The sequence below is a fragment of the Paenibacillus phytohabitans genome (genome assembly GCF_013141775.1).
Taxonomy (GTDB): Bacteria; Bacillota; Bacilli; order Paenibacillales; family Paenibacillaceae; genus Paenibacillus_AQ; species Paenibacillus_AQ phytohabitans.
In genome coordinates this window covers 361,281-386,781 of the sequence record NZ_WHOB01000059.1, presented here as the reverse complement: position 1 = coordinate 386,781, position 25,501 = coordinate 361,281, and the positions used below count along the sequence as shown (strand labels likewise).

Annotated in this window: 19 protein-coding genes; all 19 read left to right on the top strand. The window is 54.8% G+C overall.

Translation table 11 applies throughout. From position 1 onward, the window contains the following. The 19 genes from GC101_RS19680 to GC101_RS19590 all read left to right on the top strand — a co-directional run bounded on the left by GC101_RS19680 (position 1) and on the right by GC101_RS19590 (position 25,342). Positions 1-1,125 carry a glycosyltransferase family 2 protein gene (locus tag GC101_RS19680; protein WP_171718608.1) on the top strand — a complete coding sequence of 375 codons (1,125 nt, stop codon included), beginning with the start codon at positions 1-3 and terminating at the stop codon, positions 1,123-1,125. Between the two features lie 53 nt (positions 1,126-1,178). Next, complete coding sequence (locus GC101_RS19675) at positions 1,179-2,606, top strand: extracellular solute-binding protein (RefSeq protein WP_171718607.1); 1,428 nt, start codon at positions 1,179-1,181, stop codon at positions 2,604-2,606. 530 nt (positions 2,607-3,136) lie between these two features. Continuing rightward, a complete protein-coding gene (locus GC101_RS19670) occupies positions 3,137-4,801 on the top strand; it encodes an extracellular solute-binding protein (RefSeq protein ID WP_171718606.1) in 1,665 nt (554 codons plus the stop codon). Between the two features lie 103 nt (positions 4,802-4,904). Further along, a complete protein-coding gene (locus GC101_RS19665; RefSeq protein ID WP_425497151.1) occupies positions 4,905-5,870 on the top strand; it encodes an ABC transporter permease in 966 nt (321 codons plus the stop codon). Between the two features lie 83 nt (positions 5,871-5,953). Continuing rightward, on the top strand, positions 5,954-6,832 hold the full coding sequence (locus GC101_RS19660) for a carbohydrate ABC transporter permease (protein ID WP_042135479.1): 879 nt from the start codon (positions 5,954-5,956) through the stop codon (positions 6,830-6,832). Positions 6,833-6,942: 110 nt separating this feature from the next. Beyond that, positions 6,943-7,998 (top strand): zinc-dependent alcohol dehydrogenase, encoded by a 1,056-nt coding sequence (locus GC101_RS19655; RefSeq protein WP_171718605.1) that lies wholly within the window; start codon positions 6,943-6,945, stop codon positions 7,996-7,998. Positions 7,999-8,000: 2 nt separating this feature from the next. Then, positions 8,001-9,893 (top strand): WD40 repeat domain-containing protein, encoded by a 1,893-nt coding sequence (locus GC101_RS19650; RefSeq protein ID WP_171718604.1) that lies wholly within the window; start codon positions 8,001-8,003, stop codon positions 9,891-9,893. After that, entirely contained in the window at positions 9,890-10,954 is a 1,065-nt protein-coding gene (locus tag GC101_RS19645) for a glycosyltransferase family 4 protein (protein ID WP_171718603.1), read from the top strand. Before GC101_RS19650 ends, GC101_RS19645 begins: the two co-directional genes overlap by 4 nt. A 707-nt stretch (positions 10,955-11,661) precedes the next feature. Further along, positions 11,662-12,567, top strand: a complete 906-nt coding sequence (locus tag GC101_RS19640) for a Gfo/Idh/MocA family protein (RefSeq protein WP_246354406.1) — start codon at positions 11,662-11,664, stop codon at positions 12,565-12,567. A 79-nt stretch (positions 12,568-12,646) separates the two neighbouring features. Next, entirely contained in the window at positions 12,647-13,648 is a 1,002-nt protein-coding gene (locus GC101_RS19635) for a Gfo/Idh/MocA family protein (RefSeq protein ID WP_171718602.1), read from the top strand. Then, on the top strand, positions 13,645-14,649 hold the full coding sequence (locus GC101_RS19630; RefSeq protein ID WP_171718600.1) for a Gfo/Idh/MocA family protein: 1,005 nt from the start codon (positions 13,645-13,647) through the stop codon (positions 14,647-14,649). Before GC101_RS19635 ends, GC101_RS19630 begins: the two co-directional genes overlap by 4 nt. A 48-nt stretch (positions 14,650-14,697) precedes the next feature. Beyond that, positions 14,698-15,354 (top strand): RraA family protein, encoded by a 657-nt coding sequence (locus GC101_RS19625; protein WP_171718599.1) that lies wholly within the window; start codon positions 14,698-14,700, stop codon positions 15,352-15,354. A 25-nt stretch (positions 15,355-15,379) separates the two neighbouring features. Then, the gene (locus GC101_RS19620; protein WP_076242773.1) at positions 15,380-16,141 is read left to right on the top strand and encodes an SDR family NAD(P)-dependent oxidoreductase; all 762 of its coding nucleotides are present in this window, start codon (positions 15,380-15,382) and stop codon (positions 16,139-16,141) included. Positions 16,142-16,159: 18 nt separating this feature from the next. Beyond that, a complete protein-coding gene (locus tag GC101_RS19615) occupies positions 16,160-16,999 on the top strand; it encodes an amidohydrolase family protein (protein ID WP_171718597.1) in 840 nt (279 codons plus the stop codon). After that, positions 16,950-18,812 carry an IlvD/Edd family dehydratase gene (locus GC101_RS19610; protein ID WP_246354405.1) on the top strand — a complete coding sequence of 621 codons (1,863 nt, stop codon included), beginning with the start codon at positions 16,950-16,952 and terminating at the stop codon, positions 18,810-18,812. The genes GC101_RS19615 and GC101_RS19610 overlap by 50 nt, the downstream gene beginning before the upstream one ends. A gap of 57 nt (positions 18,813-18,869) precedes the next feature. Continuing rightward, the gene (locus GC101_RS19605) at positions 18,870-19,886 is read left to right on the top strand and encodes an NAD-dependent epimerase/dehydratase family protein (RefSeq protein ID WP_171718686.1); all 1,017 of its coding nucleotides are present in this window, start codon (positions 18,870-18,872) and stop codon (positions 19,884-19,886) included. Beyond that, positions 19,886-20,956: a dihydrodipicolinate synthase family protein gene (locus GC101_RS19600; RefSeq protein WP_171718596.1), complete on the top strand. Its 1,071-nt coding sequence runs from the start codon at positions 19,886-19,888 to the stop codon at positions 20,954-20,956. Before GC101_RS19605 ends, GC101_RS19600 begins: the two co-directional genes overlap by 1 nt. Positions 20,957-21,049: 93 nt before the next feature. Continuing rightward, complete coding sequence (locus GC101_RS19595; protein ID WP_171718595.1) at positions 21,050-23,980, top strand: insulinase family protein; 2,931 nt, start codon at positions 21,050-21,052, stop codon at positions 23,978-23,980. Positions 23,981-24,292: 312 nt separating this feature from the next. Beyond that, positions 24,293-25,342, top strand: coding sequence for an Atu2307/SP_0267 family LLM class monooxygenase (locus tag GC101_RS19590; protein ID WP_171718594.1), 1,050 nt, complete (start codon positions 24,293-24,295; stop codon positions 25,340-25,342). Positions 25,343-25,501 lie beyond the last annotated feature (159 nt).

The window sequence follows — 25,501 nt, the reverse complement described above, 5'->3', positions numbered from 1 at the left end:
ATGATTACGATTAGTCTGTGCATGATAGTGAGGAACGAGCAAGCTACACTGGAACGATGTATACACTCTGTACAGGAGGCGGTGGATGAAATCATCATTGTGGATACCGGATCAACGGACAGCACCAAAGAAATAGCCGGGCGATGGACGCCTCATGTCCGGGATTATAAGTGGAAGCATCATTTCGCCGATGCCCGGAACTATTCATTTGAGCAAGCGGCAATGGATTATATCTTGTGGCTTGATGCAGATGATGTGTTGCTGCCTGCGGAGCTGCAGAAGCTGTTGGAGCTCAAACATTCTCTGTCTCCTGACATTGATCGGGTGTCTATGCCCTATCACTGCGACTTTGATGAATACGGGCATGCCACATTAAAGGTCCGGCGCGTAAGGCTGGTCAGACGCTCCCGGAATTACGAGTGGACCGGGGCGGTGCATGAGGATTTGTCGATAGAAGAAGGCGGCTGTCTGGACAGTGATATTGTGATCACTCATCGGAAGAATCATAGCCGTTCAGATACTAAGCGGAACCTGAGAATTTATGAACTGCTATTGTCCTCCGGGGTGGAATTTACAGCACGGGATACGTTGCATTATGCCATGGAGCTGCATCAGCATAGCTTCTATGAACAGGCAGTTCTCTATTACCAGCAATTCATAGACTCTAATCAACGTACAATAGAAGATATAATTCATGTCTGTTCGAAATTGGCAGATTGTTATTACCACATGGGCAACCGGGATAAGGAGCAGGAGTGGATATTCAAATCGTTCACCTACGATATTCCCCGTCCGGAATTCTGCTGCCGGCTGGCTTATTTCTTTTTGGAAAAGGAGCAATTTCAACAGGCGGTGTACTGGTATAAGCTGGCTATCGAATCGCCGCCGCCTGTTAATCCTTGGGCCATCTCAAATGATGTGGCCAGAACATGGCTGCCCCACATGCAGTTGGGGATGTGCTACTACCACCTTAATGCGTATGAACTATCCTATCATCATAACAAGATAGCCTCCGGATACCTCCCGGATGATCAGAGGATTCTCAACAATCTTATTCTGTTGGAGAATGAGATTCTAAAGGTTAAGGAGCAGCCCGATTTGCGTTTGACAACCTTTCCATGTTGAAGCACAATAAAAAGGTGATGATGTAAATTTAAGTGGTGCAGGGAGAATAATACATGAATAATAAATCAGGTCGTCAGTCCTTCCGGGAAAGATTGGATTATATGGTAAGCAAGCTCCGCACAGATATTCTTAGCGGTATTCTGCAGCCGGGAGCGTATCTTCCTGCCGAGAGCCTGCTGGCCAAACAGTTTGAGCTCAGTAACAAATCCGTCCGCAGAGGACTGGATGTCCTTGTACAAGAAGGTCTGATTCTGAAGATTGACCGTGTAGGCAGCGTGGTAATGGAGTCGGTCAGGGAGCGGATCCGCATCCATTTCGGCTGCAGCTCTTCCCTGACCAAGGACTTCAAGCTGGACGATCTCATAGCAGAATTCCACCGGCTGCATCCCGGGATTCATGTTCTGCCGCTCGCCTTGAATGACTTCGATCATGTGAATTCGGCCTTGGAGCTGATGAATAACGGAATGCTCGATGTGTTGTCCCTCAACAGCACCCAGTTTCAGGAGATGGCCGAGAACGGGTCCGCAGAGCTGCTGGAGGCGCTGGAGCCCGATCCGGGGCTGTATCCGATTACCAGCGAAGCCTTTTTGCATGAGGGACAGCTGTTTGCGTATCCGATTTCCTTCTCTCCGGTGGTGCTCTGCTATAACAAAGCCCATTTCCGTGAGGCGGACCTGCCTGAACCGGACAGTTACTGGACCTGGGATGATCTGATGGAGTCGGCACGGCAGCTGTCGGAGAAACGGGGGCGGCATGCCGTGTATTTTGTACCCGCCTCCGAGAACCGCTATTCGGTGTTTCTGCTGCAGAGCGGAATCCGGATCACGGAGGACGGAGGACACCATCCCACACTGAGTCCCGAGACCGCCAATAGTCTGGATATATACAGCAGGCTGGTGAACAATCATCAGATATTCCCCAAATATCTGGCCGGCAATCACGAGGATGAGACGATATCGCTGTTTGTGCAGGAGCAGGTATCGATGATCCTGGCGACCTACTACAATCTGAACGAGTTCAAGGATCTTCCCCTGGATTATGACTTGGCCCCGCTTCCAACGCTCAAAGCTAGGGACCCGCAAAAAACACTGCTCGTCACCATCGGTGCGGCTGTTGTGGGGAACTCCAGGCAGAAAGAGGCTGCACGGCAATTCGTCAGCTTCCTGGCTTCGGCAGAGGCGCAGCGGATGATCCGCGAACGTTCGGTCAGTATTCCGGCACGCAAACGGATTGCTGAAATGACCGTGGATGATCATTTGAACCGTCCTTCGAGATATCTGATGTACAGAGAGTTGTTTCCAACATTTTCATACCTCAGAGATCTGGGGCTTCCTATTGCTGTACTGCAAAGCTTCCGCAAGCTTTTGAATGCGTATTGGTCCAGAATGATTGATGAAACCTCTATGTATGAGGAAATGGGCCGGCTGATTGCAGAAGAAAACAGGGCGAAAGCGGATAGGTCAGCGGATACGTCCACCTGAGTGCGGCTGCAGCGGTTCTGGGTCGGAGATTAAGCGTGATGATAGCGGGATTCTGCTATTATTACGCTTTTTTGCTGTGTTTACTACTAGAACTGGTGTAAAAAGAAAACATGAAATGAAAACAATGAAATATTTCATATCAATTCATGTTAGCTTTTTCACAATATTAAGATGGAAAATTCGATTGATGAAATATTAATGTGATGTATAATTACATAAATGCTGATAAATAGTCAAAATTTAATTGACTTCAATGGAAGGTGAAAATATAATATATACATCAGATGTATATCAGTAATGCGAAAGTATAGATCTGAATAGCTTGGATGTGAATCAAAAAGAAGTCAAGATTGAGAAAAACGTCACAATTATTGAGAAATGTACAGGCTGAAGGAGAAAAACAAGAGGAAAGGCGCTGATAGCTATTCCGTAAAAACGAAATGTTGATGTACTGTTGATTCCCTTATCGTGTGTTAGTAAATATCTCATAGGAATTATCTTACTTTTACTTATTAATAGGGGGCTGAATTATGAATGTTGCTAAAAGGAAGCTAGCTCTGCTGTTGCCGGTCCTGACACTGCTCGTTACACTGGTGTCCGCCTGTGGAGGGTCAAACAATAATGGAGGCAACGCCGCTGAACCATCGGCCTCTTCGGGTACTCAGAGTGAAACGGCTGCTCCTGTTGAAGGAAGCCGGTCCGTTGGCGGCCTTCAGGTACCGATTGTGGCGGACAAGCTGGAGCTGTCCCTTTGGTCCCCGAGCGGGGGCAATTTCCGCGGAACCGATTTTAATGAGAAGTACTCCTTTCAGCAAATGGAAGAGAACACCAACATTCATATCAACTTTCAGCACAGTACAGAAGCCAGCGCAGAAGCATTCAGTCTGCTGATGTCCTCCGGCAAGCTTCCGGATATTATCTATAACGATCTGTGGGGGACGGACTCCGGCAAATACGGCACTCAGGGAGCGCTCCTTCCACTGGAAGATCTGATTGACCAATATGCACCGAACTTCAAAAAGCTCCTCGATGACCACCCGGATATCCGGGGACAAATCACTTCGCCTGAAGGGCATATCTATTATCTGCCGAACCTCGTACTCGATTCCCAGGACTTGACCCAAATGTTCCCACAGGTCCGCAGTGACTGGGTGGAGAAGCTGGGACTCCAGATGCCGCAAACTACAGAAGACTGGTATAACATGCTTAAAGCCTTTAGGGAGCAGGATCCCAATGGTAATGGCAAAAAAGATGAAATTCCGCTCGTCACCGTCAATCTGGAGAACATAATGATGCTGTTCGCACCGGCCTTTGGTGTCGAATACGGGTTCTTCGTGGATAACGGTGAAGTGAAATTCGGGCCTAATGATCCGCGGTTCAAGGATGTTGTTGCCTATCTGAACCGTCTATATGAAGAACAGCTGCTGGACCCGAACTATCTGGTGGACACGACGTTCCAGACGCTGACCGAGAAGGTGACCACGGATGTGGCCGGTGCCTGGTTCGGCTGGTCGGGGTCCTACATGGGGAACTTCACAACGCTGATGGAAGGCAAGCATGACACCTTCAAAATTGCAGCAGCTATTCCTCCAAAGGGGCCTAACGGTGATCAGCGCCATGTCTCCTTCCGCTGGCAGGCTGCGGCCCATGGACTTGCCGTATCCTCAAAGACTGCACATCCCGAAGAAGTGATGAAGTGGCTGGACTACCAGTATTCTGAAGAAGGCATTCTGCTGAACAATTTCGGGGTGGAAGGCAAGTCTTATGATCTGGTGAACGGCGAGCCGGTATATAAGGAAGAGGTTACTCATCCTACCAACGGGCTGACGAATACGCAGGAGCTGCTGAATCATACCATCGGCGGCGGAAGCTGGGCTACAGTGGCTGACACCCGTTATGCCGAACAGATCCGTGAAGCGAACGGACAAACGGAGAATCCGCTGGAGATTTACAAGGATTATATTGACTTTGACGCGAAGCTGCCGCCAGTACAATTCACGGCTGAAGAAAATGAAATTGTGGTTCCGCTTATGGCTGACATTCAGACCTATGTGGCTGAAACGATCAATGCCCAGATTATGGGACGCCAGAGCTTTGAGGATTATGACAAAGTCATGAAGCAGCTGGAGCAAATGGGGATTGGTGAGGTGTTGAAGCAGTACCAGGCTGCATATGAGCGTTTTAAAGGAAAATAAGCGGAGCAGGGCTGTCTTAGCCGGGCGGGCTGCGGATATTCCGGCAGCCTCCTGGCACTAAGATAACCGGTACCCTCGCCTCTGTCCGGGAAAGGAGCCCCCTATGGCAGTACCCGTAAATGCAATCAAGGCTAAAAGCAGGAAACAGCAGACGAAACGGAGTTCCTTTTCGCTGAAGCGTATGATGGCTAACCGTTATCTCTATCTCATGCTGCTGCCTACTGTGCTGTATTTCCTCATTTTTGAATACAAACCGATGTACGGGGCGATAATCGCCTTCAAAGATTTCAATCCTTTCGCAGGTGTAGCCGGCAGCCCCTGGGTGGGCTTCAAAAATTTCGAAAAGTTTTTTGAGAGCTATTATTTCTTCCGTTTGCTCAAGAACACCTTCCTAATGAGCTTTTATTCGCTGCTGTTCATTTTTCCGGCTTCGCTGGTCTTTGCGCTTTTGCTTAATGAGCTGCGGATCAAAAAGCTGAAGTCTTTCCTGCAGACGGTGTCATATCTTCCGCATTTTGTTTCACTAATTGTCATCTGCGGAATGATTATTGACTTCACGAAACCCGGAGGCATTATCAACAGCCTGCTGCTCGGCATCGGAATTATCTCTGAGCCGATTCAGTTTCTAATCCTGCCGGAATGGTTCCGCACCATTTATGTCGGTTCAGGCATGTGGCAGAGCCTGGGCTGGAACTCTATCATCTATCTGGCAGCCTTGTCCGGCATTAACCCGAGCCTCTATGAGGCTGCAGTGGTCGATGGGGCCGGGCGCTGGAAGCAGCTTACCCATATTACACTGCCGGGAATTCTGCCCACAGTGCTGATCCTGTTGATTCTGAATGTCGGGACCCTGCTGAATGTGGGCTGGGACAAAATTATATTGCTGTATAATCCGGGAACCTACGTCACGGCAGACGTCATCTCCACCTTTGTCTACAGACGCGGTGTCATGGAAGCCGATTACAGCTTCTCGGCGGCGGTGGGACTGTTCAACTCCGTGATCAACTTTACGCTGCTGGTGCTGGCGAACCGGATCAGCCGGAAGACCACCGAGAGCAGCTTATGGTGAGAAGGGCTATGCTTCCGAAGCAAGTTTAATTACGCTGTTCACACAGGAAGTATAGCTCCATTAAACTCTTAGGAGGGAAGACAGTGGTAATCAAACGCAGCATTCCGGAACTGATATTTGACAGCTGCAATGTTCTGTTCCTAATCTTCTGTTCCTTCCTGTTCCTGTATCCCATGTGGTATGTACTGGTATCCTCGTTCAGTGATGCGCATGCCATCGCCGCGGGCGAGATCAGCTTCTGGCCGAAGGGCTTTAATGTGGATGCGTACAAGCTGGTTTTTGAGGACCAGCGGATCTGGACCGCTTACGGAAATACGTTCATTTATGTCATCGCGGGCACTTTTATCAACCTGGTACTTACCACACTTGGCGCTTATCCGCTGTCCAGAAAAAATCTGGAGGGGCGCAGCCTGATTATGGCGTTCATCGTGTTCACGATGTTCTTCAGCGGGGGGCTGATCCCGGCCTATCTGAATGTGCGTGAGCTCGGACTGTACGATACAAGATGGGCGTTGCTGCTGCCGGGCGCGGTTAGTGCTTTTAACCTGATCGTAATGCGGACCTTCTTCCAGTCCATACCTGAGAGCCTCGTGGAATCGGCCAAAATCGACGGTGCCCATGACTTCCGCATTCTGCTGCGGATTGTACTGCCGTTATCGATGCCTGTACTGGCGGTAATGACGCTGTTCTATGCGGTGGGACACTGGAACAGCTGGTTCTCGGCGATGATTTATTTGCAGGACCGTGATCTGTTTCCGCTGCAGCTGATTTTGCGGGAAATTCTGATTCAGTCCTCCGCGCAGAATATGCTGGCCGGCGTTACGCAGGATGAGGTGTTCCGCATCAGTGAATCTATCAAGTTCGCGACGATTATTATCGCAACGGTGCCTATTCTGATGATCTATCCGTTTTTGCAGAAGTATTTCGTCAAGGGCGTCATGATCGGAGCGCTGAAAGAGTAAGCGGACAAGAGAGAGAAACAGAGCAGAAACAGGGCAAAAACAGAGCATAAATAGAGAAAACAACATTCGCACCGTAATCTGCGCGAAGCAGTCGGGAGGAGAGAGGCTATATGAAGGCGGTACTATCCCAGAATGGTGAAATTAACGTGGCTGAGATTCCCGCTCCGGTGCTGGAGGACGGATTCGTGCTCGTTGAGACAGAATATTCGGCCATCAGTCCCGGAACAGAAATGATGATGAATGGTGCTCACCGCCCGAAACCCATAGTTCTCGGATATAGTGCAGTAGGGATCATCCGGTCCCGGGGACAGGGAATGGAGCATTGGCCAGTTGGTCAGCGGGTGGCCTGTTACGGGGGACCTTATGCGAAACACGCGGAATGGCTGCTGATGCCACAGCATCTCATGGTGCCGGTTCCGGAGCATGTCAGTCCGGTGGAAGCATCAACGGTGGGTCTTGGAGCCATCGCAGTGCATGCCGTAAGGCAGGCTGACCTGCAGTTCGGCGAGACGCTGGTACTGATTGGAGCAGGGATTCTCGGCCAGCTGATTGCGCAAATTGCCAGGGCTGCCGGCTGCCGGGTCATCGTCTATGATCTGCTTGAAGCGCGCTGCAGCGTCGCTGAGAGCCTGGGCATCCGCCACATTGCAGTGAGTCCGGAGCAGGTCAGCTCGCATCTGGAACAATTGACGGCGGGAATGGGAGCGGATGCCGTAATGATCTGTGCCGGGGGCAAATCCGGCGGGCTTGTCGATCAGGCGCTGGAATGGGTGAGGAACCAGGGGAAGGTGCTGCTGGTGGGAGATGTGAAGGCGGACTTCTCGCGGGAGCTGATGTTCGGGAAGGAAGCGCAGGTACTGATCTCCAGAGCAGGCGGTCCGGGCCGTTACGATCCTGTCTATGAAAAGCAAGGGATTGATTATCCTTACGGCTACGTCCGCTGGACCGAAGGACGCAACATGGCGGAATACATCCGGCTGATCGCTGAAGGCGATATTCAGGTAGGACCGCTGATCAGCAAGGTGTTCCCCCTGGAGCGTTCAGCCGATGCGTTCTTACAGTATGCACAATCTCCGGCAGAGCTGCTGGGGGCGGTGCTTGCTTATCCTGTAACCGGTGTTCAGGAGGCCGAGCCTGCTGCAGCCCAAGCCCGGGAGGGGCAATAATCATGGAGGCGCTGCGGATCGGCGAGCCGCTGAACGGGCTTGCGGTATGGGCATCGGCCTATGGCAAGCGGCAGGGGCAAGACCGGATCTATGCCGTATCCTCCGGCAGTCCCTGCATGCTGTTTGTACTTGATCCTGCTGGTACCGAGCCGGTGCAGCAATTCGCGCTGGAAGGCTCGGATCATTGCTGGGGAGTGGTTGCGGCGGCCAGCGGAATCTACATCGGCGGCAGCGGGATTCTCTACAGATTTACGCATGAACAGGGCATCGAGAACCTGGGGGAGATGATTCCAGGCGAATTCTACACCTGGCGGCTTGCCGCCGACAACGCAGGCAACATCTATGGAGGCTGCTATCCCGGCGGCAAAGTCTTTCGATATAACCCGTCCACGGGACAGTTCAGAGATTACGGTGTCATGGTAGACGGGGAGCAATACGCCCGGTGCATGCAAGCCTGGAAGGGCAAGCTGTACGTGGGGGCCGGAACCCGGTGTCCGCATATTGTGGAACTGGACACAGAGACAGGTGAACGGACTGAGATCAGTCTGCCGGAAGAGAGCCGCACAGAGCAGCTGGTGTATGATCTGAATATTGTACACGGGAAGCTGATAATTCGGATAACACCGAGTTCGAGATTGTATATCTATGATCTGAAGCTGCGCCGGTGGGAGAATTCTATCGATCATGTAAGTGGACTCAGTGTGTCGCCGCCTGACCGTCACGGGAACATCTATTTCATCAAGGATGATGTTCTGCAGCGTTATGCATTGGCAACGGGCGTGCTTACCCCTACTTCATTTGACATGCCGGAACCGGCAGGAGACTACGGCTGGCTGGAGGGCCATCCGCTGAATCCGCAGGGCAGCTGCCTGGCAGGTGTGCACAGGGACGGGACCTGCTGGATATATGATCCGGAGCATGATCGGCACACGGTCATGGATTTCATGCTGCAGGGGCAGCCGGTTCACCTGCAGTCCCTGGCCTGGGGGCCGGAAGGGAAGCTGTATACCGGCGGTTATTTCGCCGGGGGATTGGCCAGTTACGATCCGGCCACCTCGGAAATCGTTTCCCGCCGGGGGATCGGGCAGATCGAGGGCATGATGGAAGCCGGCGGCATTATGTATCTGGGAGTGTACCCCAAAGCGAATATCTTCGCCTATGACCCGTCACGGGAATGGAATCCCGGCCTTAATCCCAGGCTGGCTTTCTCCCTGCAAGGCGAAGAACAGGACCGTGCTTTTGCCTGGACCCGGGCAGGAGAAGAATTGGCTATCGGAACCGTACCGTCCTACGGCCGTCATGGAGGTGCGTTAACCCTGTTGCATCCAGAAACTGGGGCGCGTGAAGTATTCAGGGGGCTGCTGCCGCAGCAGAGCATCGTGTCACTGGCTGCAAGTGAAGACCTTTTGTTCGCCGGAGGCTCTGTCTGGGGAGGGCTCGGCATAGCGCCGGAGCGGACGGAAGCGTCCCTGATGATCTGGGATGTGAACAGCCGCCGCAAGGTGTGGGAGGGCGTTCCGGTACCGGGTGAAAAGGCCATCCCGGCGCTGGCGCTGGATGATGAGGGCAAGGTATGGGGACTCACTGCAGGGCTGCTTTTCCTGTTTAATCCGCTAACGCTGGAGACTGAAAGGACGATTCCGGTATGTCCGGCGGATTGGGAAGGAATGACCCACTTCTGGCGGGGAGGCAACGAGCTGCTGTACAGGGAAGGCATATTGTACGGGACCGCAATGAACACACTGTTCCAATATGATGTGCGCCAGGGCAGGCTTGAGGTGCTGGACGACGATGCCCGGCTGCTTGCGGTGGACGTCGAAGGCGGACTGTTTTTTGCCAGAACAACCGCGCTGTACCGGATGCAGGCCTTGGCGGCAAGTCAGGAGAAATCATGAAAATCCTATATTTCTATAAATTTTGCCTGCTGGGCGGAGTCACCACGCAGCTGGCGAACAGGCTTAAGTTTCTGCGGGGCCGTGCGGAGGTGCATTTTGCTTTTCTTGAGGACTACGGCGGAGCCGGCGCTTTTGAAGGCTATGCGAATGTCCGTATCCTCGGAACAACTGATGAAATCAGGAGCTACATTAAGGTGCATGACTTTGACGTAATCATCACCATTGATACCTATGAGCTGTATGAAGCGCTGGGCCCGGCGGAAGAACGGAAGCTGATCATTCACGAGGTGCACACCACCTATGAAGAGCCCTTGCGGAAGCTGGCTGAATCCAGGGATACCCTGCCCTTTCACTATGTCATCACACCCTCTGCGTATATGAAGGAAATGCTGGAGGGAATCGGGATTACAGATGCTTGTCATATCAATAACTGCCTGGATACGGAATTATTCAAATACGAACCCCTCTCTGGCGAGCGGCCGCCTACCATTCTGTGGGTAGGCAAGCTGGACCGGCATAAAAACTGGGAGTCCTTCATGAACATAGCAGGCAGGCTGAATGCGCAATTCCCGGACCTGCTGTTCCTGCTTGTCGGCGGTTACACCGCTCCCGAAGAAATTACCGGCAAACTCCGGGCGAGAGTGCAGGAGCTGGGAATCCGGAATTTTGAGTGGCTGCCCAAAGTGGATTATGAAGAGATACACCATTATTATTCAGCGGTTGCCGGGAGTGGCGGGGTGTATGTCAGTACTACCAGCAATGAATCCTTCGGGATGACCGTCCTGGAGGCGATGGCCTGCCGGTGTCCGGTTGTCGTGCCGGAGGTCGGAGCGTTGCCTGAGCTGCTGGACGATGAGCTGAGTGTATCGCTGTATGCTTCCGGAAATGAAGAGGAATGTGTCCGGCGTGTGGCCCTGCTGCTCGAACAGAACGCCCTGCGGGAACGCTTGATGATCTTGGGCGAGCAGAAGGCAAGAACGGTGTACAGCATTGAAGAGGTTGGAAAAGCATACATGGCGCTGCTGGAACGTTACGTAAGGGAGCGTGCATACCACAGTTAATCTTCATTGTCCGCAGGCACAAGGGGGCGTTCATTAACTGCTATATAGATTGAACTTAATAATATACGGACTGGAAAAAGCAGCGGATGGGAAATTTGAACTGGAACTGTATGAAGGTAGCATCCGCCTGAAAGCTATCCATAGGAAAGTTAGCATCGGAAGCATAAGCTGTCTGAGAAATTCCACTGCGAACAGCGGATTAGATCAAGAAACCTGGGGACGGGCAGCGGCCGGAGGGCCAAATATTCTTTGGAGTCACGGCAACCCATGACCCGATTACGGTAAATGCCTAGGCGTTTGCGGTAAATGGTAAACGGTAAACGGTAGACGGTAGACGGTAGACGGTAGACGGTAAATGGTAAACGGTAAACGATAAACGGTAGACGGTAGGCGGTAAGCTGTAAACGGTAAATGGTAGGCGGTAGGCTTAATTGCACTTTGTACAACTAAAACGCCTGATTTTCAGCCAATAATCCGTTTAGTTGTATTTCGTACAACTAATCTGCCTCGCTACCTTGGTTTTGGCTCATTCGAACAAATTTAGTTGTACAGAATGCAGTTATAAGAGGCCAGCCTCTCTTTTCGGTGTTTTTAATTGTACATTATACAACTATATACAACTATCCCTGAACATCCATTTGGAACAGAACACATCAGTTGCTGCAAGTACTAGTTAACCCAAGTCTACGCGGGGTGGAGGTGCAGAGTTGAAAGAGCTGAACATTGGTATGGTGGGTATAGATACCTCACACAGCAGAATCTATGCTTCGCTGCTGAACCATGCGTCCCATCCGCTGCATGTACCCGGCGGGAGGCTGACTTGCGGGTATGCCGGAGGCTCGGCGGATTTCCCGTTAAGCGCCTCACGGGTGGAAGCGATCAGCAGGGAGCTGCAGGAGCACTACGGTGTCGAGCTGGTGTCTTCCATTGCTGAAGTAGCCGAGAGAGCAGATGCGGTCCTGCTGACTTCTGTAGACGGAAGAGTACACCGTGAACAGTTCGCGGTTCTGGCACCCTACGGCAAGCCGGTGTTCATCGACAAACCGCTTGCGGTCACCAGCGCCGATGCCCGGGACATCATGGAGCTTGCAGCAAGCTACGGGACACCCGTTTTCTCCAGCTCGATGGTCCGGTTCGGCGGCCCGCTGCATGCGGCACTTAAGGATGAGAGTGCAGGCTCCATCGTAGGGGCAGATTGCTGCGGCCCGTTCGAGCTGCAGCCAACCCAGCCGGGATTATTCTGGTACGGCATTCATACCGCAGAGATGCTGTACGCGGCACTTGGCAGAGGCTGCATATCAGTGAGAGCCCTAAGTAATGAAGTCCAGGAATGGGCAGTCGGGCAGTGGAGTGACGGCCGGATCGGAACTCTGCGCGGCAACCGGACGGGCGGCCCGGATTTCACTGCTGTGCTGCACAGGGAACGGGGCAGCATAGCAGTGAATGCGCTGGGCGGGCACTATGAAGCAGGCCATCAGAATCTGCTGAGGCAGTTTCTGTTGATGGCGGGTGGAGCGCCTCCGCCCGTAAGCCCGGCGGTTACGCTGGAGCTGATCCGCTTTCTGGAAGCGGCTAATGAGAGCAGAGTAACGGGGCAGACTGTGCTTCTGTAAGGAGCTTAATCGTACCCGATGATACGGACAGGCTGTTCTTTTGTAATAAGGAGTTACATTCGGAAAGGGGAGAAACGGAATGATCAAGACAGCAGTGATCGGCTGCGGCGGGATGGGGAACATTCATGCGGACAGATATATGTCCATGCCTGAGGCTCAGCTTATCGCGGTATGCGATATCAACGGGGAAGCAGCCGAGAGGCTTGGATTGCTGGCAGGTGTGAAGTATTACCTGTCGGCACAGGAAATGCTCGAACGGGAGAAACCGGAGGTGGTCAGTATAGCTGTACCCACCTATCTGCATGTGCCCATGGTACGGCTGGCAGCGGACTACGGTGCACATGTGATCTGCGAGAAGCCGCTGGCGCTGACCTCCGCGGAAGCCGAGGAGGCGGTCCGTTACTGTAACGGTAAAGGTGTCCGGTTATTTGTCGGACATGTGGTCCGCTTCTTCCCCGCCTACAGCCAGCTTGCGGAAGGGATCAGGCAGCATGGTGGAGGCAGGGGAGGCATCTACCATGCCAAGAGAGCAGGCTCGCATCCCGGCCAGGTTCAGGAATGGTTCCGCGACCCGGCACTGAGCGGCGGCGTGATTGTGGATCTGATGATTCACGATATCGACTATATCCGCGGGACCTTTGGTGAAGCGGAGGAGGTATATGCCTTCGAGCATCGGACGGAGACGATGAATTATGCTTCCGCGACCTTCCGCTTCGGGAACGGAACCCTTGCCCAACTGGAGGCCTTCTGGGGGTATCCTGGCGCGTTTCATACTGCGTTTGAATATGCCGGTGCGGACGTCATTATCTCGGGCGGAACCCCGGACGGGGAGAGTGTGCATGTCCGGCGGGCAGCTGCCTCGGGGTCTGCTCCGGGGTTCGTGGAGACCCCGGCAAGCGTGCTGCTGAAAGACCCCTACTATGAAGAGCTGGAGCATTTCCTGCGGTGCATTGCCAGTGGTGCGGAGCCTAAGGTCACGGCCGAAGATGCCGTTCAGGCTGTACGCTGGGCGGAAGCTGCCGTGAGCTCAGGGGCAACCGGACTTCCCGTTAAGCTCGATGCCAAAGGAGGGATTCTATGAGACGTCTCAATGTGGGAATGCTCAGCTTCGCCCATGCCCATGCCTATGATTATCTGGCCTGTCTTCAGCAGATGCCGGAGGTGACGGTAGGCGGAATCGCTGATCCCGTGCCGGAGCGGACAGAGGAATTGGCCATGCGCCATGCCATCCCTTACTACAGCGATTACCGCGAACTGCTGGCCGATGCGTCGATAGATGCGGTGATCATATGCTCGGAGAATGTTCATCATGCGGAGCATACCCTTGCCGCTTCTGAAGCAGGCAAGCATGTTCTCTGCGAGAAGCCGCTTGGCCTCTCTGCCGGGGAGATGGAGCGAATGATTGCAGGCTGTGAAGCCAAGGGGGTCCAGCTGATGACCGCTTTTCCCTGCCGGTTTCTGACCCCGGTGGTCCGGGCCAAGGAAGCGTTTGACAGGGGGGAGATCGGAGAGATTATAGCTTTTAAAGGAACCAACAGAGGCTCGTTCCCGGGTCCGGCGTGGTTCGCCGAGCCTTCACTTTCGGGCGGTGGCGCTGTGCTGGATCATACAGTTCACGTGATGGATCTGATGAACTGGTTCACCGGCTCACCGGTCGAGCAGGTCTATGCCTATGCGGGAACCTTATTCGATCCTGAGCACAAGCGGACGATTGATGATTCCGGCATGGTGCATGTCACTTTTGCGAATGGCGTGTTCGGCGTTCTGGACCCGAGCTGGTCGCGTAATCCCGGATTCCCCACCTGGGGGGATGTGACCCTGCAGATCATCGGGACAGAGGGAGTCATCTCCATCGATGCCTTCAATCAGAAGAACAATGTGTATGGCAGAGCATCCGGCAAAGGCAGCTGGTCTTTCTGGGGAGACGATATGAACGGACTGATGCTGCAGGCATTCGTGCAGGCACTGCTGGAAGGCACGCCGGTACCGGTGACCGGACTGGATGGTCTCAGATCGGCGGAGGTCGCATTGAATGCTTACCGTTCCGTACAGGAAGGACAACCGGTTAAGCTGCACAGGTAATGCCGGGATTTGAAGGTATGTAACCACATTAAAGAGGCGGGATGAACAATGGACGATCAGAAGCTATTCGATACGATGTGTGAAACGCTCTATTCGGCGGTTATCTCCGATACGCTGGATCAGCTGGGCTACCGCAATCAGGTGATGCGCGAGAATATCAATCCGGTCGATCCTTCCTGGGTGGTGGCCGGACGTGCCAAAACCATTCTGTCGGTGGATATCCACCATCTGCCCGAAGATCCCTACACTAAGGAAATTGAAGCGGTAGACAGCGTCAAGCCGGGAGAGATTGTGATCGGCTGCACGAATGAATCCAGGCAGAATGGCCTGTGGGGGGAGCTGCTGTCAACGGCCTCCAAGATGCGCGGCGGGCGGGGTGCCATTGTGGACGGCTTAATCCGGGATACGGCCAAAATTCTGGAGCTGGGCTTTCCCGTCTTCGCCACCGGCACCAAGCCGGTAGATTCGCAGGGACGCGGGATCGTTATCGACTACGATATTCCGGTGCTGTGCGGAGGTGTGCTGGTGAATCCCGGCGACATTATCTTCGGCGACCGTGACGGTGTCGTGGTGATACCGGGCGCCATGATTGATGAAGTGTTCGCACTGGCGACGGATAAGGCGACACGCGAGAATCATACACGCGATGAGCTGCTGGCGGGCTCCACACTGCGGCAGGTCTACGATAAATACGGAGTACTCTAAACCACGAAGGCGGGGTGTCTACATCATGAGGCTGGCTGGAAAAAGAGTGCTGGTAACCGGCGCCGGGCGGGGCATCGGGCTGGCGATTGCCCGCCGTTTCCTGGAGGAGGGGGCCCGCGTGGTCCTGCTGGACCGCAGCGAAGCAGAGCTGCTTACTGCCGCTGATGAACTGGCAGACTACAGCGGAAGCTGGACCACGGAGGTCTGCGATCTGCGCGACCCGGCACAGCTTGAGGCGTCTGCGGCCAGGGCCTTCGCGCATTTTGGCGGAATTGACATCGTTGTGAATAATGCAGGAATTGCCTATAGAGAATCCTTTCTCGATATTTCCTTGGAGCACTGGAATGCAGTCTTCGAGATCAATGTCCGTGCGGTGTACAGGCTTGGCCAGCTGGCCGCGAGGCAGATGATCGGCCAGGGCGGCGGTGGTGCAATTATTAATATGAGCTCCAAAAACGGAATATCGGCCAGCGCGGAGCTTGCCCATTACAATGCTTCCAAGGCAGCCGTTATCCTGCTGACAGAGTCTATGGCGGTAGAGCTGGCTCCGTATGGTATCCGGGTCAATGCAGTGGCGCCGGGCTTCGTGGATACCCCGCTGGACCGCAGGTTGCGCGAGGAAAGCGGACTGCCATCCCATTCGGAGCATACTCCGATGAAACGGGCAGCGGCTCCAGAGGAGGTTGCCAGCGTGTTTCTCTTCCTGGCCTCAGACGAAGCTTCGTATGTGACGGGAGAAACGGTCCGTGTAGATGGCGGACATCTGGCTAACGGAAGTGAATTGTAGCTTGAAGGAGGTGCAGAGATGATTTTTGATTCACATACTCATTTGTTTGGACCGGGAATGGTGGCCGGACCTACGGATGCCGCGATCAAGCGCGCCTGGGGCCCGGATATGAATATTGAGGCTACACCGGAGCAGCACCGGGGCAACCTGGAAGGGTTCTCGGGAGCCATAGTACTGGCGATGGCGGCGTCTGCCACCGGGCTGGTGGTGCCGAATGAATATGTGGCGGAATACTGCCGTACGGACCCGGGAAGGCTGTTTGGTTTTGCCAGCGTAGATCCGAATGATCTGGACTGTGTAGGCAAGTTCGAAACTGCTGTCCGTGAGCTGGGGCTGAAGGGACTGAAGCTGGCCCCGATCTATCAGAACTTTTATCCGGAGGATCCGAAGCATATGGCGCTCTATGCTAAGGCGGAGCAACTGAACGTTCCGGTTCTATGGCATCAGGGAACATCCTTTGTCCCGGAGGGATATCTGGATGCTTCCCGCCCGGCGATGCTTGATCCAATTGCCAGGGCTTTTCCGAAGCTGAAAATGATCGTAGCCCATATGGGTCACCCTTGGGTGGATGAATGCATCTCGCTGGTGCGCAAGCATCCTAACCTGTACATGGACGTGTCTGCACTCGGCAGCCGTCCGTGGCAATTCTATAATGCACTGGTCTCCGCTGCGGAATACGGGGTGCAGGACAAGCTGCTGTTCGGCTCGGATTATCCGTTTTTCGGTACGCAGCAGATGCTGGATGCCTTGTACCGGATCAATGATCTGGTGGAGGGAACCAGGCTGCCGCGTGTAGCGGAGGATTTCATTGAAGACATTATTCACCGGCCGACACCGGAAATCCTCGGGCTGGTCTAATTTGTACAACAGCAGGCTGGAAGCCAAAGGGAGATGGAGCATGGAGGAGCATACGGAAACCAGCCGGGCGGACAGCGCCGGGAGCGGTGCTGCCGGACGCAGACTGAAGAGTGAAGCCTATTTCCAGGAAAAAGATCTGTGGGGCTTCATTCACCGTTCGTTTACGAAGTCGATGGGCTATACCGAGGAGGATCTGCGCAAGCCGGTCATCGGCATCTGCAATACCTTCAGTGAGCTGAACAAGTGCCATTCGCACTTTAATGAGCTGGTGGATTATGTGAAGCGCGGGGTCTGGCAGGCTGGCGGGGTGCCGATGGAATTCCCGACGATTTCGATCGGCGAGCCTTATGTCAAGCCGACGACGATGCTGCTGCGCAACCTGATGGCGATGGACACGGAGGAAATGATGAAGGGCCATCCCATAGACGGGGTGGTACTGCTCGGCGGCTGTGACAAAACAGTGCCTGCCCAGCTGATGGCCGCCGCCAGTGTGAACATTCCGGCCATTGTGCTTACGGGCGGGCCGATGCTGAACGGCCGCCTGGGCGGACGCAGCCTGGGTGCCTGCACCGACTGCTACGGCTTCACGCTGGAGCATAAAGCGGGAAATATTACGGACGAGGAGCTGGCGGTGGCGGAGGACGCCATCTGCCGCAGCGACGGGCACTGCATGGTGATGGGTACAGCCAGCACCATGGCCTCGATTGCCGAAGCCATTGGCATGGCGCTGCCGGGGTGCGCGGCCATCCCCGCGCCGGACAGCCGCCGCAGGCATCTCTCCGAGCGGACCGGCAAGCAGATTGTGGAGCTGGTGCGGCGGGATATCCGCCCGCGCGACATCATGACGGCAGAGGCAATGGAGAATGCCATCACGGTCACGATGGCCAGCGGCGGCTCCACGAATGCCATCATCCATCTGGTGGCGATTTCCCAGCGGCTGGGCCGGAAGCTGCCGCTGGAGACATTCGATGACATCAGCCGCCGGACGCCGTTCATTCTGAATCTGCGGCCTTCGGGCAAATATCAGATGGAGGAGTATTTCGAAGCAGGCGGCGTGCCTGCGCTGATGAAGGAGCTGGAGCCGCTGCTGCATGGCGGCTGCCTGACCGTAACCGGGCGGACGGTTACGGAGAATCTGGTCCAGGCGGTCACGCTGGACCGGGAGGTGATCCGCAGCGTGGCGGAGCCGCTGGACAGAGAGGGCGGAATTGCCGTGCTGCGCGGCAATCTGGCCCCGGACGGCGCGCTGATTAAGCAGACGGCGGTATCAGCGCATCTGAAGCGGCACACCGGGCGCGCCGTGGTGTTCGAGAGCCCGGCGGATCTCCAGCTGCGGATCGACGACCCGGAGCTTGCGGTAGATGAGCACAGTGTACTGGTGCTCAAGAACGCCGGCCCCAAAGGTGCGCCCGCGATGCCGGAGATCGGGCAGATCCCGATCCCGCAGAAGCTGCTGGTGCGCGGCATAAGAGACATGGTCCGCATCTCTGATGCACGGATCAGCGGCACCTCCTACGGTGCCCTGATCGTGCATGCGGCGCCGGAAGCGGCTGTAGGAGGAACGCTGGCGCTGGTACAGGACGGCGATGAAATCGAGCTGGATATTGCCGCGAGAAGACTGGTCCTGAAGGTGCCGGATGAGGAGCTGGCCCGGCGGCGGGCTGCCTGGAAGGCGCCGGAGCCCCATTATGACAGAGGCTATGGCCTGCTGTTCCATGAGCGCGTGCTGCAGGCGAATCTGGGCTGTGATTTCGATTTCCTGCTGCCGGCAGAGCTTCGCCGGGAGCTGCTGGACGGAGCCAAGCAGGACTAACCATAAATTTTATCCACCTAAAGGAGAATTCTTATGCAAATGCCAACGCAAGCTGTGATCCGGTCTGTTCAGGAGCTGGAAGACCGGCTGGCCCGTCCGTCTGCCGCACTGCTGGAGGAGCTCGCCCGGCTCGACGGGGATATCATGCTGCTCGGAGTAGGCGGCAAAATGGGCCCGAGCCTGGCCAGGCTGGCCGTGAATGCCATCCGGGAGGCCGGGCTGGACAAGAAGGTAATTGGTGTCTCCCGCTTCTCAAATGAGGTATTGAAGCAAGAATTAATTGAAGCCGGTGTGGAGGTGATCGCGGCGGATTTATCCGACGACAGCGCGCTGCGGGCACTGCCTGATACGAAGAATATCCTGTACATGGCCGGCAATAAATTCGGCACAACAGGCAATGAGCATTTCACCTGGATGATGAACGCCTATCTGCCGGGGCGTGTGGCGGAGCGCTTCCGCGATTCGCGGATTGTCGTCTTCTCGACAGGCAATGTCTACCCGTTCACGCCGGTGGGCCAAGGCGGAGCAACAGAACGCACCTCACCGAATGCGAACGGCGAGTATGGACAGTCCTGTCTGGGGCGGGAGCGGATCTTCGAGCATTTCTCGCATAAGAACAATACGCCGATGTTCATCTACCGGCTCAATTATGCCATAGACTTGCGCTATGGCGTTCTGCTTGAGCTTGCCCGATCCGTTAAGGAGCAGCGGCCCATCGATCTGACGATGGGGCACGCCAATGTCATCTGGCAGGGGGATGCCAATGAGCTTGCCCTGCGCGCCTTGCTCCGCTGCAGCTCGCCGCCGAATGTCATGAACATCACCGGACCGGAGACGGTGTCGCTGCGCTGGGCGGCCGCGGAAATCGGCCGCAGGCTGGGAACTGAGCCTGTCTTCACGGGTGCAGAAGCCCCGGAAGCCCTGCTGAGCAATGCTGCGAAGGCCGCGGCTTCCTTCGGATATCCCCGGGTATCGCTGGCACAGATGATCGATTGGGTCGCGGACTGGGTGGCTTCGGGAAGCGAGACCTGGAACAAGCCGACACATTTTCAGGAACGGGAGGGCAACTATTAATGGGAGCGAGCAGACAACCGTTAACTCTGGAGCTCTATGAAGCGCTGCATGAAGGTCTGGCGATTCCGGCGCATCCTCTGGCCCTGACGGCAGAACGCAAGCTGGATGAGCGCCGCCAGCGGGCATTGACCCGTTATTATATCGCCTCCGGGGCAGGCGGAGTTGCTGTGGCCGTGCATTCCACACAGTTCGAAATCAGGGACCCCGGGATCGGGCTGCTGGAGCCGGTGCTCAGGCTGGCTGCGGAAGAAGTGGAGCGTGCCGGCCTTACCCGTCCTTTCATGAAGGTGGCAGGCATATGCGGAGACACGGAGCAGGCTGTCCGGGAAGCGCAGCTCGCGGCAGGCTTCGGCTATGAAGCAGGACTTCTCAGCATGGGCGGACTGCAGGACTGGAGCGAGGCGCAGCTGCTGGAACGCACAAGGAGAGTGGCGGATGTGATTCCCGTCTTCGGCTTCTATCTGCAGCCTTCTGTGGGCGGCCGGATCTTAAGCGTTGACTTTTGGCGGAGCTTTGCAGAGATTGAAGGCGTTATCGCGATCAAAATGGCACCGTTCAACCGTTATCAGAGCCTCGATGTGGTCCGGGCGGTGATGGAGTCCAGCCGCAGCAGCGAAATCGCTCTTTATACCGGCAATGACGATAATATCGTTACGGATCTGCTCACCACCTACCGCTTCAAGGTTAACGGGGAACCCATGGAGAAGAAAATTGTCGGCGGGCTTCTCGGTCACTGGGCGGTCTGGACAAGCAAAGCGGTTCAGCTTCTGGATACGATCCGAAAAATCCGCAATGAGGCTACCCTGTCATCCAGCTGGCTGACCCTTGGCATTGAGGTGACCGACAGCAACGCGGCCTTGTTTGATCCGGCCCATCAATTTCACGGCTGTATTCCGGGCATTCATGAGGCGCTGCGCCGCCAGGGACTGCTTGAAGGCTTATGGTGCCTGAATCCGGAGGAGCAGCTCTCACCCGGGCAGCTGGAGGAGATCAGCAGAGTCACCAGGGATTATCCCCATCTCACGGATGATGAATTCGTGGCAGCGCATTTGGAGGAATGGCTCCGGTAAAAGAGGCGTCTGCACATTCCCCAGTGGAACCCGAAAGCCCGGATATGTTAAGCTCATGGCATCAGGCCAGCCCTGAACCAAGGAGGGAAATCTATGAGCAGCTTAATCACAGGCCAAGTCTATTCCGGGTTTCAAGTCATGCATCAGGAGTATATCCGGGAAATCGAATCCTCGGTATATACGATGGAGCATCAGCAGAGCGGCGCGCGGCTGCTATACGTACAGAATCAGGATGATAACAAGGTGTTCAGTGTCACTTTTCGGACTCCGCCTGGGGACAGCACGGGAGTGTTCCATATTCTGGAGCATTCGGTCCTGTGCGGCTCGGATAAATATCCGGTAAAGGAACCGTTTGTAGAGCTGCTGAAGGGCTCGATGAAAACATTTCTGAACGCCTTTACCTTTGGCGACAAGACGATGTATCCGGTGGCCAGCCGGAATGAACAGGATTTTGCCAACTTGATGGAGGTTTATCTGGACAGCGTGTTCCAGCCGAACATTTACAGCCAGCGGGAGATTTTTGAGCAGGAGGGCTGGCATTACGAGCTGCCGCATTCCGGGGATGAGCTGATCTATAAGGGTGTCGTCTACAACGAGATGAAGGGCTCTTATTCCTCACCCGTCACGGTGTTGATCGACCGGATCAAGAAGTCGCTCTACCCGGATACGGTATACCGCCATTCCTCCGGCGGAGACCCGGAACATATCCCTGCGCTGACCTATGAGCAGTTCCTGGAGGCGCACAGCCGTTATTACCACCCGTCCAACAGTTATTTCTATCTATATGGAGACTTGAATATCGAAGCGAGGCTGCAATTAATCCACGAGGAATATCTCAGCCGGTATAACCGCAAGGATATCGATACGGGGATTGCCCTGCAGCAGCCGACAGGAATAACCGGGCTTACGGCGGAGTATCCCATTCTGGAGTCCGAAACCGCCGCTGACAAGACTTACGTGAGCCTGAACTATGTAATCGGAACCTCCCTGGACCGGGAGCTGAATCTGGCCTTTGCCATTCTGAAAAGCATGCTGATGGACAGCAACGCCGCTCCGCTGAAACAGGCTTTGCTGGAGAGCGGACTCGGCAAGGATGTCGTCTCTTTCTACTCCGACAGTATGGTCCAGCCTATGCTTGGCATCGCCTTGACCCATTCTAATCCCTCTGCCAAAGAGGCCTTCGTGAATCTGGTCAGAACGACGTTAAGCCGCCTTGCCGCGGACGGCCTGGATGAGAAGCTGGTGCTGGCTGCGGTGAACAGCAAGGAATTTGAACTGCGGGAAGCAGACTTTAACCAGTACCCCAAGGGCCTGACCTATAATATGGAAGTGATGAAGGCCTGGCTGTATGACGGCTTGCCGTCCACGTATCTGGAGTATGAAGCTGCAATTGCGTCTATCCGCGAACAAAGTGCTAACCGGTATTTCGAGCGGCTGATCGAGACCTACCTGCTGAATAGCGATCACTGCAGCGTTGTTGTCCTGAAGCCTTCCCAGACCCTTGCGGCAGACAAGGAGGGGGCGGCCCGCAGCCGTTTGGCTGAATATAAAGCCTCGTTGACGCCGGTACAGTGCGAAGAGCTGGTGCTGAATACGCAGAAGCTGCTGGCCCGGCAGAACCGTCCGGATGCCGCGGAGGATCTGCAGAAGCTACCGAAGCTGTCCCTTCAGGATATTGACCGCAGCGCTCCAACCGGGGTACCCACCCAGGAGCATAGGCTGGATGGAATCAGAGTGCTGCATCATGAAGCGGCTGCGGGAACCATCGCCTATATTAAGCTGTATTGGGACACGCGGGTTCTGGCGGCAGAACAGATTCCTTATCTGGAACTGCTGGCGAGGGTGCTGGGGCAACTGGAAACTGCGGCCTACAGCATTGAAGAGCTGACCAGTGAAATCGGGATCACAACCGGCGGCATCCGGTTTCAGAATGAGATATTTGGGGCCGGCAAAGCTGGCGAAGGAAGCTACCAGCCCAAATTCAGCGCCCGCATCAAGGTCATGCAGGGCAACATTGGCGGTTCCCTGAAGCTGCTGCACGAGCTGCTCTACAATAGCAACTTGAATAATTTATCCAAGCTGCAGGAGATTGTCCGCCGGGAAGCCTCCGGCATGGAAGCAATGCTGAACCAGAAAGGCAATGAAATCGCAGCCGGCCGGGTGCTCTCTTATTTCACGGATAGAGGGATGTATGAGGAGCAGCTCGGGGGTATGGCCTATTACCGCTTCATCAAAGAGCTGGCCAGCCGGATTGACCAGCAGGCTGAACTGCTTGCTGACACTCTGAAGGGAATCTGCGGGGTTCTGTTCAATACGCAGAATGTAACACTGTCCGTAACCGGAACGCTGGATACGTATGCGGAATTCACTGCACACCTGGCGCAGCTGGACCTGCGGGACCAGCAGGTTCAGTTCTTGCCGCTGCTGTCTGCGCTGGACCAGGCGGGCAACGAAGGGTTCATGTCTGCCAGCCAGGTGCAGTATGTGGTCAAAGGATATGACTTCACGAAGCTGGGGTTTGCTTATTCCGGCAAGCTGCAGGTGCTCAAAAGAATCCTCAGCCTGACCTATCTGTGGAATGCTGTCCGGGTCAAGGGCGGAGCTTATGGCGGCAATCTCGTTCTGCGCAGAGACGGTGTGCTTCTCTTTACTTCTTACCGTGATCCGAATTTGCAGGAGACGCTGGAGATTTATGACCGGGCGTATCGGTTTGCCGGAGAATTTGCAGCAGATGAAGAGGAGATGACGAAGGCGGTCATCGGCACGCTGGCGATGATTGACCAGCCGCTGAGTCCCGGCGCACAGGGCCGGCAGGCGGACCGGCATTATTTCGAGCAGATTACCGCTGCAGACCTGCAGCAGGAACGGAATGAAATTCTGTCAACAACCTCAGGGGATATCAGGCAATATGCCGGCCTGCTTCAGGCAGTGACGCAGCAGAATTACTTCTGTGTGGTCGGCAATGAGTCGAAGCTGAAATCGGTCCGGGATCTATTCGGCAGCCTGGAGGAACTGGTGAAGTAATTGGCGTATTCTTCTGCAGTCCCGGTTAACATAACCGGGACTGTTTTCAGGTTATAGAGTAGCGGTGATGTATCTCCAGAAGGCTATTACAGACCACCGGTTATGCCGGGCTCGCCCTAGGTTAATCAGTAAGGCAGCCCAAGGCGGCGGAGGACTCCGGTTTTTTGCCGCGAGGAAATTTAGTTTTTGAATATTTAACTATTTAGATTTAAAATATAAGGATTACTGACTATGCGTATGCTTTCGAAGCAAGTTTTGCTAAGGGGACTCCCATGGAGCAGATGCTAACATAACTTTTAGGAGGAACAACAAGTGGAACTTGGAATAAGCACCTTTGTCGAGACAACGCCTGATGTGAATACCGGTGAGACCCTGAGCCACGCGCAGCGGCTGCGTGAAGTGGTGGAGGAAATCGTGCTCGCGGATCAGGTGGGACTGGATGTATACGGCGTAGGTGAGCATCACCGGCCTGATTTTGCAGCTTCATCGCCTGCGGTTCTAATGGCTGCTGCTGCACCGCTGACGAACAGAATCCGTCTAACCAGTGCAGTCATGATTCTCTCGTCAGCTGATCCGGTGCGTGTATTTCAGGATTTCGCCACACTGGACGGGATTTCGAACGGCCGTGCCGAGATTATGGTAGGCCGTGGCTCATTTGTGGAGTCATTCCCGTTATTCGGCTATGATCTGAAGGATTATGAAGCACTGTTTGACGAGAAGCTCGATTTATTGCTGAAGCTCCGCGAGTCGGAGAAGGTGACCTGGAGCGGGAAGCACCGCCTTGCGATACATAATCTGGGGATTTACCCGCGTCCGGAGCAGAATCTCCTGCCTGTATGGATTGCGAGTGCCGGAAGTCCGGAGTCTGCGGTCCGTGCCGGCACACTGGGCTTGCCGTTTGCCCTGGCGATTATCGGCAATGTGAATCCTTCGGATTATGCCACGCATGTACGGCTGTACAAGGAAGCAGCGGCCAAGGCCGGTCATGATGTGTCACAGCTGCCGATTGCCTCACACTCCCATGGCTTCATTGCGAAGAGCAATGAGCTGGCGCTAGAGAAGTTCTTCCCGTCCACTCACGCGCGGACGAATGTCCGGGCGGTGGAGAAGGGGCTGCCGCCTTATCAACGTGCGGATTATGAAGCGGCGAGCAGCTTTGACGGAGCGTTATATGTTGGCGATCCGGAGACGGTTGCCCGCAAAATCATCCACCTGTACCAGCACGTAGGGATTACGCGGTTCCTGCTGCATGTGCCGCACGGCTCCATGCCGCATGCGGAGGTCATGGAGGCGATCCGCCTCTTCGGAACTGAAGTGGCGCCACTAGTGCGGGCGGAAGCTGCGCGCTTGAAGAACGTATAGCTGCTGTTTCCGCGAGAAACTTCTCGTTGATGGCAAAATCCTGCACAAAGTACAACATTTTCTTCACTAACCCGGCCATAATCGGAATATGTTGTATGAAATACAGCATTACTCCTCCATCAAGTGGTTTAGCGGGAGAATTCCTGTATTTCATACAAC

Coding starts and splice junctions, on each gene's coding strand:
- GC101_RS19675 (WP_171718607.1), top strand. CDS start 1,179: ATGAATAATAAATCAGGTCGTCAGTCCTTCCGGGAAAGATTGGATTAT.
- GC101_RS19615 (WP_171718597.1), top strand. CDS start 16,160: ATGATTTTTGATTCACATACTCATTTGTTTGGACCGGGAATGGTGGCC.
- GC101_RS19670 (WP_171718606.1), top strand. CDS start 3,137: ATGAATGTTGCTAAAAGGAAGCTAGCTCTGCTGTTGCCGGTCCTGACA.
- GC101_RS19625 (WP_171718599.1), top strand. CDS start 14,698: ATGGACGATCAGAAGCTATTCGATACGATGTGTGAAACGCTCTATTCG.
- GC101_RS19665 (WP_425497151.1), top strand. CDS start 4,905: ATGGCAGTACCCGTAAATGCAATCAAGGCTAAAAGCAGGAAACAGCAG.
- GC101_RS19655 (WP_171718605.1), top strand. CDS start 6,943: ATGAAGGCGGTACTATCCCAGAATGGTGAAATTAACGTGGCTGAGATT.
- GC101_RS19650 (WP_171718604.1), top strand. CDS start 8,001: ATGGAGGCGCTGCGGATCGGCGAGCCGCTGAACGGGCTTGCGGTATGG.
- GC101_RS19635 (WP_171718602.1), top strand. CDS start 12,647: ATGATCAAGACAGCAGTGATCGGCTGCGGCGGGATGGGGAACATTCAT.
- GC101_RS19600 (WP_171718596.1), top strand. CDS start 19,886: ATGGGAGCGAGCAGACAACCGTTAACTCTGGAGCTCTATGAAGCGCTG.
- GC101_RS19630 (WP_171718600.1), top strand. CDS start 13,645: ATGAGACGTCTCAATGTGGGAATGCTCAGCTTCGCCCATGCCCATGCC.
- GC101_RS19620 (WP_076242773.1), top strand. CDS start 15,380: ATGAGGCTGGCTGGAAAAAGAGTGCTGGTAACCGGCGCCGGGCGGGGC.
- GC101_RS19645 (WP_171718603.1), top strand. CDS start 9,890: ATGAAAATCCTATATTTCTATAAATTTTGCCTGCTGGGCGGAGTCACC.
- GC101_RS19595 (WP_171718595.1), top strand. CDS start 21,050: ATGAGCAGCTTAATCACAGGCCAAGTCTATTCCGGGTTTCAAGTCATG.
- GC101_RS19680 (WP_171718608.1), top strand. CDS start 1: ATGATTACGATTAGTCTGTGCATGATAGTGAGGAACGAGCAAGCTACA.